Source organism: Photorhabdus sp. RM322S, from assembly GCF_042879395.1.
GTDB classification, from domain to species: domain Bacteria; phylum Pseudomonadota; class Gammaproteobacteria; order Enterobacterales; family Enterobacteriaceae; genus Photorhabdus; species Photorhabdus khanii.
The window spans coordinates 88,604-104,194 of sequence record NZ_JBHFKW010000015.1; the positions used below are offsets into that span (position 1 = coordinate 88,604).

17 protein-coding genes, 1 tRNA gene and 2 pseudogenes are annotated in these 15,591 nt (G+C 47.1%); 4 read left to right on the top strand and 16 right to left on the bottom strand.

From position 1 onward, the window contains the following. Nucleotides 1-118 precede the first annotated feature (118 nt). The 4 genes from rpoD (at nt 119) to ACGF63_RS11070 (ending at nt 3,500) form a co-directional block, all read left to right on the top strand. Complete coding sequence (gene rpoD, locus ACGF63_RS11055; protein WP_387630689.1) at nt 119-1,969, top strand: RNA polymerase sigma factor RpoD; 1,851 nt, start codon at nt 119-121, stop codon at nt 1,967-1,969. A gap of 328 nt (nt 1,970-2,297) precedes the next feature. After that, a tRNA-Ile gene (locus ACGF63_RS11060) sits at nt 2,298-2,374 on the top strand. 647 nt (nt 2,375-3,021) lie between these two features. Then, nucleotides 3,022-3,171: a hypothetical protein gene (locus ACGF63_RS11065; RefSeq protein WP_387630691.1), complete on the top strand. Its 150-nt coding sequence runs from the start codon at nt 3,022-3,024 to the stop codon at nt 3,169-3,171. 8 nt (nt 3,172-3,179) lie between these two features. Continuing rightward, nucleotides 3,180-3,500, top strand: a complete 321-nt coding sequence (locus ACGF63_RS11070) for a helix-turn-helix transcriptional regulator (protein WP_265513297.1) — start codon at nt 3,180-3,182, stop codon at nt 3,498-3,500. Between the two features lie 547 nt (nt 3,501-4,047). On the opposite strand, the gene dinQ is transcribed toward ACGF63_RS11070, so the two are convergent. The 16 genes and pseudogenes from dinQ to ACGF63_RS11150 all read right to left on the bottom strand — a co-directional run bounded on the left by dinQ (nt 4,048) and on the right by ACGF63_RS11150 (nt 15,588). After that, nucleotides 4,048-4,140 (bottom strand): damage-inducible type I toxin DinQ, encoded by a 93-nt coding sequence (gene dinQ, locus ACGF63_RS11075; protein WP_274521077.1) that lies wholly within the window; start codon nt 4,138-4,140, stop codon nt 4,048-4,050. A 422-nt stretch (nt 4,141-4,562) separates the two neighbouring features. Further along, nucleotides 4,563-6,082: pseudogene (locus tag ACGF63_RS11080) on the bottom strand (hypothetical protein). Next, a complete protein-coding gene (locus ACGF63_RS11085; protein WP_118985428.1) occupies nt 6,082-6,618 on the bottom strand; it encodes a hypothetical protein in 537 nt (178 codons plus the stop codon). Before ACGF63_RS11085 ends, ACGF63_RS11080 begins: the two are co-directional and overlap by 1 nt. Further along, complete coding sequence (locus ACGF63_RS11090) at nt 6,590-7,318, bottom strand: hypothetical protein (RefSeq protein ID WP_387630695.1); 729 nt, start codon at nt 7,316-7,318, stop codon at nt 6,590-6,592. The genes ACGF63_RS11085 and ACGF63_RS11090 overlap by 29 nt, the downstream gene beginning before the upstream one ends. Next, a pseudogene (locus tag ACGF63_RS11095) lies at nt 7,318-7,572 on the bottom strand (tail fiber assembly protein); the annotation flags it as partial. The pseudogene ACGF63_RS11095 and the gene ACGF63_RS11090, both read right to left, overlap by 1 nt. 15 nt (nt 7,573-7,587) lie before the next feature. Next, nucleotides 7,588-7,938 (bottom strand): hypothetical protein, encoded by a 351-nt coding sequence (locus ACGF63_RS11100; RefSeq protein ID WP_387630698.1) that lies wholly within the window; start codon nt 7,936-7,938, stop codon nt 7,588-7,590. Continuing rightward, nucleotides 7,938-9,746 (bottom strand): phage tail protein, encoded by a 1,809-nt coding sequence (locus tag ACGF63_RS11105; RefSeq protein ID WP_387630700.1) that lies wholly within the window; start codon nt 9,744-9,746, stop codon nt 7,938-7,940. Before ACGF63_RS11105 ends, ACGF63_RS11100 begins: the two co-directional genes overlap by 1 nt. A 9-nt stretch (nt 9,747-9,755) precedes the next feature. After that, the gene (locus ACGF63_RS11110; protein WP_387630703.1) at nt 9,756-10,412 is read right to left on the bottom strand and encodes a phage tail protein; all 657 of its coding nucleotides are present in this window, start codon (nt 10,410-10,412) and stop codon (nt 9,756-9,758) included. Then, on the bottom strand, nt 10,405-11,589 hold the full coding sequence (locus ACGF63_RS11115) for a baseplate J/gp47 family protein (RefSeq protein WP_387630705.1): 1,185 nt from the start codon (nt 11,587-11,589) through the stop codon (nt 10,405-10,407). Before ACGF63_RS11115 ends, ACGF63_RS11110 begins: the two co-directional genes overlap by 8 nt. Continuing rightward, the gene (locus ACGF63_RS11120; RefSeq protein ID WP_387630708.1) at nt 11,579-11,914 is read right to left on the bottom strand and encodes a DUF2590 family protein; all 336 of its coding nucleotides are present in this window, start codon (nt 11,912-11,914) and stop codon (nt 11,579-11,581) included. The genes ACGF63_RS11115 and ACGF63_RS11120 overlap by 11 nt, the downstream gene beginning before the upstream one ends. Then, complete coding sequence (locus ACGF63_RS11125; RefSeq protein ID WP_387630710.1) at nt 11,907-14,012, bottom strand: phage tail tape measure protein; 2,106 nt, start codon at nt 14,010-14,012, stop codon at nt 11,907-11,909. Before ACGF63_RS11125 ends, ACGF63_RS11120 begins: the two co-directional genes overlap by 8 nt. Beyond that, nucleotides 14,009-14,149 (bottom strand): DUF6890 family protein, encoded by a 141-nt coding sequence (locus tag ACGF63_RS11130; protein ID WP_157975293.1) that lies wholly within the window; start codon nt 14,147-14,149, stop codon nt 14,009-14,011. Before ACGF63_RS11130 ends, ACGF63_RS11125 begins: the two co-directional genes overlap by 4 nt. A gap of 50 nt (nt 14,150-14,199) precedes the next feature. Then, nucleotides 14,200-14,469, bottom strand: coding sequence for a putative phage tail assembly chaperone (locus ACGF63_RS11135; RefSeq protein WP_118985435.1), 270 nt, complete (start codon nt 14,467-14,469; stop codon nt 14,200-14,202). Nucleotides 14,470-14,570: 101 nt separating this feature from the next. Next, complete coding sequence (locus ACGF63_RS11140; protein WP_387630713.1) at nt 14,571-14,963, bottom strand: hypothetical protein; 393 nt, start codon at nt 14,961-14,963, stop codon at nt 14,571-14,573. After that, nucleotides 14,960-15,298, bottom strand: a complete 339-nt coding sequence (locus ACGF63_RS11145; RefSeq protein ID WP_118985437.1) for a M15 family metallopeptidase — start codon at nt 15,296-15,298, stop codon at nt 14,960-14,962. Before ACGF63_RS11145 ends, ACGF63_RS11140 begins: the two co-directional genes overlap by 4 nt. Further along, a complete protein-coding gene (locus tag ACGF63_RS11150) occupies nt 15,295-15,588 on the bottom strand; it encodes a phage holin family protein (protein WP_118985438.1) in 294 nt (97 codons plus the stop codon). Before ACGF63_RS11150 ends, ACGF63_RS11145 begins: the two co-directional genes overlap by 4 nt. Nucleotides 15,589-15,591 lie beyond the last annotated feature (3 nt).

Sequence of the window (15,591 nt, forward strand, 5' to 3'; positions counted from 1 at the left end):
TTTGCCGCTATAAGTGGGCAGTGGCAATACAACGAAAACGCCCCTAAAAGTTATTGTTGGCAGATTAGTTTCGCCGACCGACACCAACCCAAATACTCTGAAGTGTGGATACCGTCTTATGGAGCAAAACCCGCAGTCACAGCTAAAGCTACTTGTCACCCGTGGTAAGGAGCAAGGCTATCTGACCTATGCTGAGGTCAATGACCATCTGCCGGAAGATATCGTCGACTCCGATCAGATCGAAGATATCATCCAGATGATCAATGACATGGGCATTCAGGTAATGGAAGAAGCACCTGATGCCGATGATCTGATGCTAGCAGAAACCACTAACGACACAGATGAAGACGCTGTGGAGGCTGCTGCGCAAGTCCTGTCTAGCGTTGAATCTGAAATCGGTCGTACCACCGACCCGGTACGTATGTACATGCGTGAAATGGGTACCGTTGAGTTATTGACCCGGGAAGGTGAAATTGACATTGCTAAACGCATTGAAGATGGCATCAATCAGGTACAGTGCTCTGTTGCTGAATACCCTGAGGCAATCACCTATTTACTGGAACAATATGATCGCGTCGAAGCAGGTGAAGCCCGTCTGTCAGATCTTATTACCGGTTTTGTTGACCCGAACGCAGAAGAAGACCTCGCGCCTACCGCCACTCACGTTGGTTCTGAGCTCCCACAGGAAGAACTTGATAATGATGAAGACGACGAAGATGAAGACAGTGACGAAGATAGCGATGGTGATGATGACAACAGCATCGATCCGGAATTAGCTCGCCAGAAATTCCAGGAACTGCAAGAACAGTATGAGGTCACTCGTCAGGAAATTAAGAAAAATGGCCGTAACCATCCAAATACGGCTGCCGAAATCTTAATGCTCTCAGAAGTTTTCAAACAGTTCCGTCTGGTGCCAAAACAGTTTGATTATCTGGTCAACAACATGCGTTCTATGATGGATCGCGTTCGTCTTCAAGAACGTCAAATCATGAAAATGTGTGTTGAGCAGTGCAAAATGCCGAAGAAGAACTTCATCACTCTGTTCTCCGGTAATGAAACCAGTGACATTTGGTTCACCGCGGCAAAAGCAATGAACAAACCGTGGTCTGAAAAATTACTTGAAGTTGAAGAAGAAATACAACGTAGTCTGAACAGACTTCGTCAGATTGAAGGAGAAACCGGTTTAACTATTGAACAGGTGAAAGATATCAACCGTCGGATGTCCATCGGTGAAGCAAAAGCTCGCCGTGCGAAAAAAGAGATGGTTGAAGCCAACTTACGTTTGGTTATTTCAATCGCCAAAAAATATACCAACCGTGGTCTGCAATTCTTGGATCTGATCCAGGAAGGTAATATCGGTCTGATGAAAGCGGTTGATAAATTTGAATATCGTCGTGGTTACAAGTTCTCAACTTACGCTACATGGTGGATACGTCAGGCAATTACACGTTCAATCGCCGACCAGGCTCGTACCATTCGTATTCCCGTTCATATGATTGAGACAATCAACAAACTCAATCGTATTTCCCGCCAGATGTTGCAGGAAATGGGACGTGAACCAACACCGGAAGAACTGGCGGAACGGATGTTAATGCCGGAAGATAAGATCCGTAAGGTACTGAAAATCGCCAAAGAACCTATCTCAATGGAAACCCCGATTGGTGATGATGAAGATTCACATTTAGGTGATTTTATTGAAGATACAACGCTGGAGCTGCCGCTGGATTCTGCAACCTCAGAAAGCCTGCGTTCAGCAACCCACGATGTTCTGGCTGGCCTAACCGCCCGTGAGGCCAAAGTACTGCGTATGCGTTTCGGTATCGATATGAATACTGACCATACACTGGAAGAAGTCGGTAAACAGTTCGATGTCACCCGTGAACGTATCCGCCAGATCGAAGCGAAAGCACTGCGTAAACTACGTCACCCAAGCCGTTCTGAGGTACTGCGTAGCTTCCTGGATGAATAATCGGCAATTTTAAGTCATGCTAACTGAAAAGCGTCTGCGTCGGCGGACGCTTTTGTTTTTTTATAAAGGGAGATGATTAATATAATCACATATAAAAATATATTGATCATCATTGGGATAATAATATGACCAGGTTGACGCCAAAGATCTTATTAAAAATTAATCCAATGATTTATAAAAACGACAAATAAGCCATAAAAACAACCAATATATACCGCTATCCCCTTCTACTACTTAATAAAAACCCAATTCTGTATATAAAGTGATCATACGAATTTACAAAGCTAGACCGCGAGCAAAACTGTACGTATAATCCTTCCCATCCAACGGCCCCTTAGCTCAGTTGGTTAGAGCAGGCGACTCATAATCGCTTGGTCACTGGTTCAAGTCCAGTAGGGGCCACCAGATTTTATCTGTGAAAACAGATAGATAGACCACTCAAGTAAGAGTGGTTTTTTTATGTCTTTTAGTCAGTGTCCCCTTTTTGTCCCCTGAGAAAATTTTCTTGTCCCTGTTGTGCCATTGTTCATACACAAGGAAGATTGTTTTTTGACCGAACGAACCAAACGCGAAAAAAATTTCTGCCAATGAAAATATATTTACTTAACTTAATTGATTTCAATTTTCTAATAGCCACGAGACCGCGCTATTACTGTGTTTTGAAATTTCCTTCGGCTTATCTTCGTGATCTTACTTCTTACGTAAAATAGAAATATTCCCTTACTATCATTGCGTTAATCTTTCTGCTGTGATCCTTCCTGGATCTACAAACTGAAATTTCCTGAAAATCTTTTCAAACCTTTCAGTTTGTGATTTCTCTCACACCGCCAGTTCTGGTGCGGTTTGGCAGTTTGACTTGTAGGATTTTAAAACTGAAAAAATTTTTTGATCCAAAACATGCAGGCGGGTGCGGTGTAGTGCCGTTTTCGTCATAAGTGCAGCGAGACAAACCGTGACTAAGGTATTTATTTGATTCTTGAGTCAGATAATACAATCGGTTAAAGTAGTGTCGCCATCGGCAAAATCCGATGGTCAGGGGGTCGCAGCCTTGAATGAGTAACCCACTGGTAAGAGATTATTTCCTTACCAGTGTGCCTGCTATCGCTTCTATGGTGGTTCAGGCAGGGGAGGCTATGCCTCGCTGGAATGGTTACTCTCCGGTACTGCGAACCCTGTTTGAACCGCCACCATCAAAGAGGTAAGCAGGAATATGAAAAAAGACTGGCATACCGCCGATATTATCGCTGCGATACGTAAGAAGAATAAGACGCTGGCATCATTGTCCAGAGAGCACGGTTTAAACTCTTCAACATTAGCCAATGCTTTAACGCGACCCTGGCCTAAAGGGGAATTGTTGATCGCTCAGGAAATTGGTGTAACCCCTGCTGAAATATGGCCTAGTCGGTATTTTGATGAAAATGAGCAGCCTATCAAACGAACCGTTCGACATGATTTACCAAACAATTCTGATATCACATCAGTTATTTCTATATCCGAAAAAGTAACGACAACGTTTAAACCATTAAACTAATACAGTACTCTGAATTATCAGTTTCTTATTACACTCATTGCCCATTCTTTAATATCAGAATTGTATTCATAGATCTATGAAGGTGTAAAAAAGCCCGCATGTTGCGGGCGAGATAATTGTATTTCAGCCCATCAGAACACGAACCAGTAGAGTTGATTGATACCGCATTTAAAAAGGCGTCCTAATGTTATTATGCGTATGACTCGCAGTAAACTGAAAATTATTTAACTATATCAATCGATTAACTCATTAACTCATTAACTCCATTATACTAATCTGTTGACTACCCTCCCATACTACTGGAGCAATAATCGCTTGAGCACGGGTTCAAATCCAGTCGGGATTGCCAAATTTAAGCTGCCAGATCAGTATATTAGACCACTTAAACAAGAGTGGCTTAGTAGGTTGATGAGTGCATGATGCTGCATGCATCTGGTTGCGTTTTGTGAGAGGTAAAGATTATAAAACACAGTAGCTTGATCAAAAGCCGTAAATGTTAAAGGCCACCGGGAGGTTACCCCGATGGCCTTAGCTACGTTTCCGTTATCTATTTCAGAAATGCACGGATCAGCTCTAAAAGCGCGATTAACGCTTTGAGAACGATGATAGCAGTATCAATAAAGGCTTTGAATGCTTTCATCCGTTTGCTCCAGTTGAGGAGCACGATTTACCCAGCCGTTGCCTTTACATTGCCTGTCTGGCTGGTTCTCATCAATGTTAGTTGAAGTGGATCGCGCTCCGGCCGAGGCTCTGAATCAGCACCACCTGTATTCAGCCAGGACTGACGAAAACTTGCGTAAGAGATACACAGGCTAAAACGCTCCTCAACTAACAGCCGTTGATTATAAGTTTATTTGGATACGATTCAATGGATTAATAGATAGGTAAAAACAAAAAAACCAACTGGTGAGGTTGGTTTTTTTGTTTTTGCGCTCTTAAACAGGTTGGTAACCCCAAGCTTAGCGCGATCCACTTCAACTAACATGAGAATTTTAATGCTTAGAACCGGAAATATCAACCGATAACATGACTATAAAACAAACAACACAGGCAGATTAAAAGTCACCCAATCACCGGCAAATATTTCTGTTTCAGTCCATCGGATTTATAGACCGTGTTCCTTATCGCGCTGGCGTTCTCCGGCGTGCCTGTGTTATGGTGCGTATGCGCGGCGGTCAGTTCCGCTAATTCCTTAACCACATCCAGCGTCTCTAACATCAAAGTCATAACGTTGATTTGCTGGCTGCCCACCCAGACCACTGGCGCGACGATTTCTTGCCGGGCTCCGGCGATACTCTGCTTAAGCAGGCCAATCTTCTCAATCAGCTTTTGCCCGATTTCGATATTGGCCTCTTTCCCTACACTGGCAACGAAATTTGATGATGTCGCCATACTATAGTCACCGTCTGCGATTTGCTGGACAGCCCCCGCCAACAGCGTAGACGTGCCCAAAACCGTGGTTTTATCCGTGGCCTGTATCGTGGTTTCCCGTGCAACTACCGTGCGTGTTTCCGTGTCTGCCCTGACTGCACGGTGCATGGACGATTCATTAATGGTCTGGTCAGTTTGACGAATCCAATGCCCTTCCTGCGTGACGCGCTGCGAAACTTCCGCCCGCTGTTGCTGCAATTGTTCGCCTGGCTTGATATCGGGTAAGGCAGCGGGACAGCGTGGTAAACAGGGACAGCGGCATCCTGACCATCATTATCTAACAATTGAACATCAACGGCATAGCGCGGTCGGAATGGGTCGGAAATATCACCGCTAACCGTGCTTTCGGTGTGTGCCTCAATGCGGGCAAATTTGGGTAAGTGCAACCCTGCCGACAATTCGGGGTAGACGACATCAATCTGGCGCTGCATGGACGTTCTGGTCTGAGACTGACCGATCAATTCGTTGATGGCTTCCCATGTAATCACCATGTTTTCATTATTCAGATTAACTTTGTTCAGCCGGTGCTGATTGACTACCACACCTGGGCGCAACGATGGGATCATGGGAATGGTCATGGCATTGCCCGCCGTCTGGCGCTGGCTAAATTCATTGGGGATCTCTACCGGTTTCCCCGCAAACATCGAATGCGCCCCACTGCCGACATAAACCGAACCATCCGGCAACTGATACCAGAGATAATCCTCAATCGAAAAGACCTGTCCAAGATTAGCCAGCAACTGATAGCCGGTACCATAATGGGTAAAATGCGGGATGGGTGTCTCCGTATAAGGGGCAGCCGGCAATGTAAAGGTCAGTCCGCTGTGCTCCTGCAACCAGTCCACAATCTGGTTCAGTGTTGGATGCTGAAATGAACACGGCCATAATCGGTCAAACACCCCGACCAGCTCACGCACAAACAAACGCTGGTAACCGTTTTGGGCTGGCTGTGAGCGTTCCACATAGCCCGTGAACCAGCGCAACACCAAATCCGTGTAACCGACATCCAGCCGCACCCATTTTCCAGTGTAATCGGTTGTCGTTTCCGCCGTGATAAAACCACGGCCACAGGATGACAGTTCCAGTATAATATTGGCGTCAACCAGGTGAATTTCATCACCGGAAAGATAGAGCCGGTTAATCGGTGTCATTATTTGGCGGGGCCTATTTTGTCATTAATCGGTTTCAATACTTTTCTTTCAAACCAGCTAAATTTTTCCGGCGCTTCTTTTGCTATGGTTGCGCCCTGACCTGTTTGCTTTTTGGCCTGAATATTATCAGCAGTGCGGGCGTCCCGTTTTTCGGCAATAGAGAAATGTTCACGTAAAGTAAATGTGACCTGCCATGCCTGTTTACCGTCAATTTTGCTGGCATCAAGGGTATGAGTGAATGTCCCGATACGAAAATTGATGGCCTGCGCGGTAAGGTTAGCGACACGGTAGCGTTTTAGGCTGCCGCCGTCTTTCGCTTCCGCCAGGGCAAATAAGCGTGACAGCGTTTTTTGTTCGGTAAAGGGGATGATCCCCGTAATGCGCAACTCTTTAGGCTTAATGCCTTGCTCTGCCACGGCGGTACTGGATGACTGGCCGCTTTGGTCTGTGTCCTGAAACATCATCGATGGGGTTACGGTCAGACTTTTTAATGGTACGGCCTCGCCATCAAGGGCGAGTGTGATAATTTGGCTCATTGTGTAGCATCCTTTCTAATGCGCTAATATCGTCCCCGGTAAATAGTGTCGCCAGCGTGTAAACGGCGTCCTGTTCAGGGATATCCTGACGCAATTTTTCGGCCAGAAATGCGCCATTCCCTTTCCCTGAGAATACCCAGACACCCGCCGATTTGTCTCTGACGCCATTCAGGGCGGCAGTGACTTGTTGTAAGGCGTTCTGTCTTGCCGTGGTGAAGTGTGTTAATTGCGATTTCAATCCCGCAATACTATTGCTCACACTGACCTGTGCCTTCGCCTGCGCAACCAATTGCGCATTCACGGCCAGGCGGCTGGTCGATGTTGAAAACGGTTGAGACGGCGGCAAACCGCCCCCCGCTCTCCCAGGCAATTGCATTTTGGTGATCGCCAGCCGTTCCGCTGTCTTTGCCATACGGGTGACCTGAGAAAATACCGGCAACGGCAACACCGCTGAAAATTGGGTTAAATACTGGATAAATTCATTATGCGTCTTCGCGCAGATCATGAGTACCACTGCGCTTATGTTTCCAGCGCCCCTGATTTTATTTGCCAGATAATTGATGGCGTTTGCCGGACTCAGATAGCGACCGCTGTCCGCTTTCTGTCCGATGCCGTATAAGAACGGATGGACGGATAGCATCGAGCAATGCATCCCCGTCATATTCGAGGAGATGCGCATCATTTTCCGTTGCCAGTTCATCACGCGGGTTGCTCAGGCCAGTTGATACCGGGAGCAGTTGAAAGGTCTACCCGGTTCACCCGCACACGATATTTTTTCCATTCTACGAGTGCTGATTTTTCGGCATCAGTGGCGATATCCAGATCAACGGCATCCTGTAAGGGCTTAATTACCGCATCGGCCTGCTGCTGTAGCGAGATTTTCTGCTGCTCAGCCTGTTCAATTTGATGAGCTTTTAGGGCTGATTTATCTGTGACCCATTGCTTATTCTCCCATTTATCAAAGGGAGTTTAGGGTGATTGCAGGGTGAGATTATCTGGCAATGCACCGATGGCGGTAATATTGATCGGCTGGCCTGTATCGGTTGCATACACCGTTTTACCCCGATAGTCAGGCACATGTCGCCAGGATTTTTCATCTACACGACGACAAATCGCAACGTCATGGGTGTCAGGTAATTCGGGCGCATCCAGATACGCATTAGCCGCAACAGAAAAACCGCGTGGCACCCGATCCATATCGGCCCCAATATATTCTCGTGTTTCAGGATGACAACGATAAACCGCCACCCATCCGCTAACAATGGCTAACCCATCATCATCAAACCGGGCCATTTGAATATCTGCACTGTATTTAGCCATTACTTTACCCTCGTAATATAAATCACTGATTTGTTGACAGGTCGGTTTTCATTTGCGGTCGGAACCACTCTGGACGCGTCAAATGTCCATGAAACCACCCCACCACCGGCACCGGCTGCGCGACCGCCTGCCTTATACCGGTAGCTGAATGCCCCAGACGCGTTGCTCCCGCTCTCAATAGTGGGATTACCTAATGATCCCGTGATATTTCTGATCGCGTCCCCCTGAACACTCCCTAACGAACGACCGGAATCTAAACCGCGTCCTCTATCCAGACCACGCTTAAATAAGCCTCTGTCATCAGGTAATTTCAGATCGGGAAAAATTTTGGCCAGCTCAGGGTAATCTGCCGCACGGAATGAGCGCCCCTCATTGGGTTCATATCCGGCAGGTATCGGCGCAGCCGAATGCCATTCGATAGTGGCGCCAATAGGGATACCCATCGTCATCTTTTGCTCTACGGCACCGTTAGCGTTGAGAAATCGAGTGTGCAACTGTGCATCGGCATCAATCCAAATTTGCCCCGTGTCACCCCCTACTCCGATGCTCACCCCTTTGGCCCATCCATTTTCCCGCCCACAAGAAAACGGCCCTGAATAATGCCTGCCCGGTAGCGCAGTCATATAGGTAGTCTGATGATAGGCGCCAACATCACCCGCCATCAAACTGATATCAGACAATAGCGATTTCCCGTTAATTTTCCTGTCATTGGGTACAGCATTCCTTGCCCGTTCGACGGTTTCCACTAAGCCTAGGTTTTTGACAAATTCATTCTTATTGAGAATATCTGCGCCGTGCTGGTTTTTAGCCAGGCGACTATTGGCGTTTTCGCTGACAACGGTTAATGCTGTATTAGTGGCATAGTCCCCTTTCGACTGTTTCCCATGCAGACCGCTTTCCAATGCCTGCTGAGTCGCATATTCCCGTTTCATGCTATCAATCTCTTGATGAATAGCGGAAATATCACGGTCATTCAATGACCCTTTAATGCGCAAATCCATCACATCACCGTTGCCATCAACACCCGCAACCGCAAAGACAAAATGCGGATACCCTGCCGCATCGACGTAGTTTTTAAGATCATTGGCTGCGACGATATGAACGACAGTTTTCCACTGGCTCACCAAATTGCCTTGATAGCTAAAATCCGCATAAACACGGGTATCACGCAGGCGGTTAAGCGTTTGGTCAAACACCAATTCACCCCGCAACCCGCCAACATAAGCCAGCCCTTTTTTTACCGTGTATTGATCACCACTGCGAACCACGGAAAACCCATCACCGAAAAAAGCCGCCTCACCGTAACTGTCAGCATTAATCAGGCGCTGCATTTCATCGATGCCAGATAAACGGGCGGTAAAATCAATCTGCCAGGTTTCCGCCGTGGTCGTGATAGCGGTCTCTTTAGCTGCCCCGTCAAACTCCAGCAAGAAAGAGCGGGTGAGTACATTTCCCTGTAATCCGTTCGCGGTCTTAATTTTTTTCTGAGTTGGGGCATGGGTAATCATGCCAATAATGCCAGAAGCCTTATTTATCAGGCCAATCCAGTTAAAATCAAAATGACCGGCTTCCGTTCCCAATGTGACACTGTAGGCTACGGCGTTTTCGCTCGCTAACCCTGTTTTGTTCACAGCCTGACGATGCACAATATGACTTTCGGCAGGTAATTTCTCCTCGCGATTAATGGCAAGAGCGGGATCTAAATCCGGCACATAAGCAAAAACAAATTCATCCAAAACCACGGGCTTTCCCGCCGCGGCCTGCTGCGCTTTCCATTTTTCAAAGTCTACGGTAATCACTGATGCCATATTATTTCCTTATAATGATGCACCGTAGGTTATATTCGGTGCGGTAATCTCCTTTAAACTGGCGCAATCAAAAACGGATTCACCCGACATGTCACCCACTTTTAATAGCAAGGACGGCGAGGACATGGCCGCGTAATAACAGCAATATTCCGCGCCTAAACTGCCCACACGCATAAACAGTTTGTTATTCGTCACCACGTCAAAACGGTAGCGTCGGCAGGTACGGCCGTACTGACGAATGATGTTCATCAGCAAATCAGGATGCTCGGCTATTTGGCCGTCACTGATCCGCAAAATAATCACATCCCAATCTATCCCTGGCTGACGTTCCAGTACTTCAACATGACCGACCCCTAAACGTTCAAAGATGGCGATAAATCCCGCGACACTGCCCGCCTCTCTGGCGTTAATAAAGGCAAATGTTACCCGTTTGCGAAACAATTCCATTGGCTCACCATTAAATCGGTGAATATCCCGCTGATAGGCCAAAACTGATAATAGCGATTCTGAACACGTCTCCGCGTCCAGTTGGGCTAACGGCCATTTCAGCCAGGCATACATTGTCAGCCAGAATGCCCGCGCAGCACGGAGCAATTTGGCAGGTTCCCCCTTATCCATCCATGAAGGCAGCGCCAGCCGTGTTAGCCGCTCCTTAAATTCAGACATGCTTCACCTCAACTGACAGCGATTGCAGTCTGGGTACACTCAAATCACTGAGAATGTCATCCAATGAAAATGACAAAGATTCAATGTCGGTAAATTCACGGTGAATTTCACGCCCTAAGTTCGAAAAAGAAAATCGGGAGTACGGCCAAGTTTTTTTCACGTGATATTCGGTATTTTCCCGAAAAGCACAGCGGATAAGGTTTCCTACATCCATTTTCAAAGCGACGATTTGTTCCTGGCTGTAGTTCGCCACGTTCTCGACAAATAGCGTCACCGTCAGCGCGTGATGTGTTTCCGGCAGCGGTAAACACTGCATATCATCACCATGCCCATGATGTCCCCGATGGGTGATGTAATCGTTCACGACGTCAATAAAGGGCTGGCTGATGACGCCCGAATCCAGTAACAAATAGGCGTTTGCCGTTCCGGCACCACGAGGCGCATCATGCAGGAAAAAAATGCGGTCGATACTTAAGCCTACAACACTGGCAATCATGCCGCGGTAAACTGCGTCCGTGTGATAGTTACCCACAAGGTTATATTGATTCCGGCAACGATCACGCAAATCATCGTCAGATTCCGCATCTGCGCCGGGTGTCAATAACCAACCTTCCTCATTTTGTACTCTTTCAATACCGGATACGGACACGGGCAAGAGACGAAAATAGCCAGGCGCAAGGTTGAATGCGCCCCCTGCGGTCTCTGCGATTACAGGCAGTAAGGCACTGGTGACCCCTTCCGCAATGACCACGCTTTCCGTGGTGCTGACGCGATAGATTTCGCCATTAATGCGCTCGGTCTGGATAATCGTTCCCATCGGCACAGTGACCACCGATACCCCTGCGGATTTATAGAAGCGGATAACTCCCTGTGCCGCCGTAGCGGGCTTACGTATAAGGTTTACCCCCCACGCGAACATATCCAGCCACGCCCCCGATGTGGTTGTCAGATACATATTTTTCAGGGTGACATTAATTAATGCCTCTTTCAGCCACAACACAGGGCGCGTCACTAGGGTGTTAACCAGCCGCCAAAACGGAGACATTTTCGACGTGTTGGTGACAAGCCCTGCCTCATCCACAACTTTAGCAAAGGCGGCGCTGATTTCGGCCTCGGTGGTCGGCATCCCGCCATCATGTAACACCTTTTCGTAATCAATCGTCGGTTTAGTTTCCATTGCCCACGCTCACGTTGATACGGCCAAACTCGTAAGTTTCGGCGAATATCCATAATTTAGTCGGTGATTCTTCATTAATGATGATCGTCCCTGGAATAATTCGCTCGTCGTCTTCGACCAGAATTTCTATCTGTGTGCGAATGTCTGCCCGTAGTGTTGGACTGCGTTCGGCAATAAGTTTCGTTGCCAGACCACTTTCAATAATGGCGTGTACACAATCCTGACCGATAGAAACACGGTTATTGCAGAAACGCGGTTCATTCCCTGAATTGAGCACGAAATTGCACTCGTTAATTAACAAATCAATATATTTCGGCTCATCCATATGCCACGTGCTCCCATTCTGTTAATTGCTCAGGTGTCATGCCGTTGGCAATATTCAGCGTCACATTTTCAATACGGCGACTGTTATCATTGAGGATCTGTGAATGGGTTGTTATCCCTTTTATCAGGCCATTTTTGCCGATACCCTGCTTTTTCCCGCCCGTTAATACACTCCCGTTTTCTGGCGGTTTAATTGCTTGCACAGGCGGGATCATGGCTTGAGGTTGCCCCTGAAAAATCCCCTTGGATTGGGTCATCAATTTTGGGGGACTGTCCCCTACGCCCATACTAGGAGCCGTCGCTTTTCCCATGGGTTCAGCGACGGTTTTTTCAATGGCCTGGGTTTCAATATTGATACCGGGAATACCATTTAATTTATCGATAATCCCATGGTAGCTGTCAGAAAACGATTTCATCAGCCAATCCCATAAACCGCCGAAAATATTACCGATACTCTCCACAATGCCCGAAAAAGTATCCGCCAGTGAAAAACGGCCAAACCCGTGACACAGATTATTCCAACCCTCCGCGATCCCATCCCAGACCGCACTGAATATCCCACCGACCCATTGCACATAAGCCGCCACCATCTTAAATGCCGTGGTGTTCATCATGGTGGCTTTAATTTCGTCCCAATGCTGGATCAGCTTATAAATGCCGTAAGCGAGCAAAGCGATAACGGCAATAATCAGCAGTATCGGCCAGCTCATAAAGGTGAAAGAGACACCCGCCGACATTGCCGCAATCCTGACAGCCAACAGAACACCCCGCAAAACTCTTAGCGTAACGTTCCATACGATAATCGCAGCGTTATAGAGCCATACTGCCGCCGCGCCCAATTTTAAGCTCAAAGTACAGGCGGTCCAAATCCCCTTAAGGCCAATCCAAATAAATTTAGACACGCCCATCACGATATTGGCGGCAGCCCCCGCAGCGGCAAAACTCAGAATACCGATAGTGATATAACCAACCCAGCGGGCGATATTCGGAAATAATTTCAGCCAGCGCCCCAGTAATTGACTGGCATTGGCAAGCCTATTGACCAGTGAAGAGATCACCGGGAGCAATGTTAAACCGACGGCGATACGGATATTCTGCCAAATAGCGTGTAACCGTTCCCACGGGTTCGCCATCCGCTCGGCCATTTCGCGAGCACGTTTCAGGCCATCATTGGCCCCTAATGCCGAAATAGTCTTACGCAGTCTATCCACATTGCCATACAATTGTTTTACGACGATGGCAGAATCGCCAAACGCCTCCTCAATTTCCTTTTGTGCCTTGAGGTTGCCCTCAATGTTCCTGCCATATTTGGCCTGTAACTTTTCCAGCATTTCCGGCAGGGTTAACATATGACCGGACGCATTAACAAAGCTGATACTGAGTTTCTTCGCGCCCTCAACGGCATCGGTCAAAAACGATTCATAAACACTACTGGACTCTGTACCCAATGCACGGTGCAATTCTCCCAATACCGCCAATTGTTCATCAATGCCTACCCCGAAATGCGTTCCGGCTGCACGTGCCCCCTCCATCAAATCCGCGATTTCATCCAGACTGGCGCCAAATGTTTTCGACATGATGATGGCTTTTCCCGCCAGTGCCTCAGCAAATTGAATATTTCCCACGGCTTTGGCATGGCTGGAGAAATTCGAAAACATCTGCCCCATATATTTGGCCGTCTCTGTTGCGCTGGATTTCAGGGCGGCAGCGGTGATATTGGCAATGTGAGTCATCTGCGGTAAGTCATTTTGTGACAGTTCGCTCATCTTCTTACTGATTTCCACAGTTGATTGCACAAATTCAATAGAGGATTTGCCATACCGTGAACTGAATTTCATGGCATCCGCAGCCACTTTTGCCATCGCACCACTATCAACCCCCTGAAGTGATGCTTCTGTCATCGCATCATCCCATTGGATAGCCGGATCAAGCACTCCCTTAATTGACCAGAACGTCCCCGCTAACCCTGCGCCGCCGACGGCAATTTTTTCAAACGCTGTTTGTGATACTTTGGCAAACCCAGAAACAGCCGCTTTCGCACTGGCAAGCGGTTGTGTCAGTTTATCAATTAGGCTCAATGTAAAATCTAATTGCCTCATGGTTCACCCTTTAATGCCAATGCAATACCATTCGCGGTGGCGATCCGCATATTTTCCCAATAACGATTATCCAGCCAAATTGCACGGGCTAAATTGTCCTTATTATCGTTCTCATTCGGTAAATAATGACGGCGCAATATTAGCGCTTGTTCAAACAGGCTGTTATCAATGGATTTAACCCGCGTATTTAGTTTTTTATTTCAATTTCCAGTTTTGGTGCATATTCCGAATTAACCTTCTCAACAATTTGCATCGCTGCACCAGGGATTTGTAATAACTCATCCAACACGGATTTAAACGCAGGTTGAATAATACGGCGCAAATAGGTAACAATGGGCACGACCTTATTATCCATTGTCATATCATTAATCATGCTGTTATAGGCAATAATGTTCGGCTCGAATGTCATTTCATTTTCGCCAATCATTAAGGTAATCATTTTATTTTCTTTGATCATGAGTTAATTCCTTTCTTTTATTAATTTCATCCACTAATTGATTATGCCGCGCGGCGCAATTGCCATATAAGGTGGAATACTCCATCACGATATTGGCTAAATTATTTCCGGTCATCCCCATCAGTCGCGGTAACGTTTCCTGGCACTTTTTCAGTAGGTTTTCCTGATAGAGTACGCTCGATATTTGCGGCTGTATCGTTGTACATCCTGACAAAATCAGGGCTAACGCACACATGAGTAAAAACAGGCTTGACCACCTCAGTACGAATTTCTCGTGAGGCAGCATTAGCGATCCCCTCCAATTTAGATTCCAGTTGCCTTGCGGATTCACTGGAAATCTGTTGCATTTCCTGCTGGATTTTCTCCCCTGCGACATCCACGGCATGAATAATTTTCAGCTCAACACTGTCACGGTAATAGCTGTTTACCTGCCAACCTGCACAGAACGCCAGGGCAAGGAAAGTCAAATACAGCATCCGGGCATTGAACATCATTTCACCCCATTATGCGCCAGTGAGAAATGATTGCCGTCCGGTCGGGAAAATCGCCCGCCCCATGTACCGCCAAGGGATTCCCAATATTCTCCTAACGGTAAATAAGCATGACTGTTTGTCTGATACTTACCCCGAATAAATAAATTCAGATCTATCGCCAGTCGCTGAATATGCAGACTATTAGCAATGCCTTTCCCTGTCTGAGCGTTCAACTTCGCTTGTTCTGGTGTACGGTAAGCCTCGCCCAAAGTGAGGTGATAACCGCGCTCATCTGCCCATAAAATCAGTTGAGCGATCAAGACTGTAAAAAGCTGTTGTTTTTCACTCAGTGTCATTTCTTTAACCTCCCTGTTAACAAGGCGCTACCTCGCTTACGTAACCAGACTTCAATTAACTGATATCCAGCAATCCCTAATGCGCTGCCTATCCCTGTAACCGCTATCGGACTGATACCCGGCCACCAGATCAGCAATGCCCCCGCCATCACCGACACCGCCGACCCTAAGATAATCCGACCAATAAACAGCCGTAAGGTGATCGGTTCGTTGCTTGTAAGCATTTTTCCTATTGCGATAAGTGCCCCTAGCCATACCAACGTAATAAATGTCTTTTCGTGCTCTTCCATGAG

Coding starts and splice junctions, on each gene's coding strand:
- dinQ (WP_274521077.1), bottom strand. CDS start 4,140: ATGAAAGCATTCAAAGCCTTTATTGATACTGCTATCATCGTTCTCAAA.
- ACGF63_RS11125 (WP_387630710.1), bottom strand. CDS start 14,012: ATGAGGCAATTAGATTTTACATTGAGCCTAATTGATAAACTGACACAA.
- ACGF63_RS11085 (WP_118985428.1), bottom strand. CDS start 6,618: ATGAGCCAAATTATCACACTCGCCCTTGATGGCGAGGCCGTACCATTA.
- ACGF63_RS11105 (WP_387630700.1), bottom strand. CDS start 9,746: ATGGCATCAGTGATTACCGTAGACTTTGAAAAATGGAAAGCGCAGCAG.
- ACGF63_RS11065 (WP_387630691.1), top strand. CDS start 3,022: ATGAGTAACCCACTGGTAAGAGATTATTTCCTTACCAGTGTGCCTGCT.
- ACGF63_RS11135 (WP_118985435.1), bottom strand. CDS start 14,469: ATGATCAAAGAAAATAAAATGATTACCTTAATGATTGGCGAAAATGAA.
- ACGF63_RS11140 (WP_387630713.1), bottom strand. CDS start 14,963: ATGATGTTCAATGCCCGGATGCTGTATTTGACTTTCCTTGCCCTGGCG.
- ACGF63_RS11110 (WP_387630703.1), bottom strand. CDS start 10,412: ATGTCTGAATTTAAGGAGCGGCTAACACGGCTGGCGCTGCCTTCATGG.
- rpoD (WP_387630689.1), top strand. CDS start 119: ATGGAGCAAAACCCGCAGTCACAGCTAAAGCTACTTGTCACCCGTGGT.
- ACGF63_RS11120 (WP_387630708.1), bottom strand. CDS start 11,914: ATGGATGAGCCGAAATATATTGATTTGTTAATTAACGAGTGCAATTTC.
- ACGF63_RS11090 (WP_387630695.1), bottom strand. CDS start 7,318: ATGAACTGGCAACGGAAAATGATGCGCATCTCCTCGAATATGACGGGG.
- ACGF63_RS11070 (WP_265513297.1), top strand. CDS start 3,180: ATGAAAAAAGACTGGCATACCGCCGATATTATCGCTGCGATACGTAAG.
- ACGF63_RS11145 (WP_118985437.1), bottom strand. CDS start 15,298: ATGACACTGAGTGAAAAACAACAGCTTTTTACAGTCTTGATCGCTCAA.
- ACGF63_RS11115 (WP_387630705.1), bottom strand. CDS start 11,589: ATGGAAACTAAACCGACGATTGATTACGAAAAGGTGTTACATGATGGC.
- ACGF63_RS11150 (WP_118985438.1), bottom strand. CDS start 15,588: ATGGAAGAGCACGAAAAGACATTTATTACGTTGGTATGGCTAGGGGCA.
- ACGF63_RS11100 (WP_387630698.1), bottom strand. CDS start 7,938: ATGGCTAAATACAGTGCAGATATTCAAATGGCCCGGTTTGATGATGAT.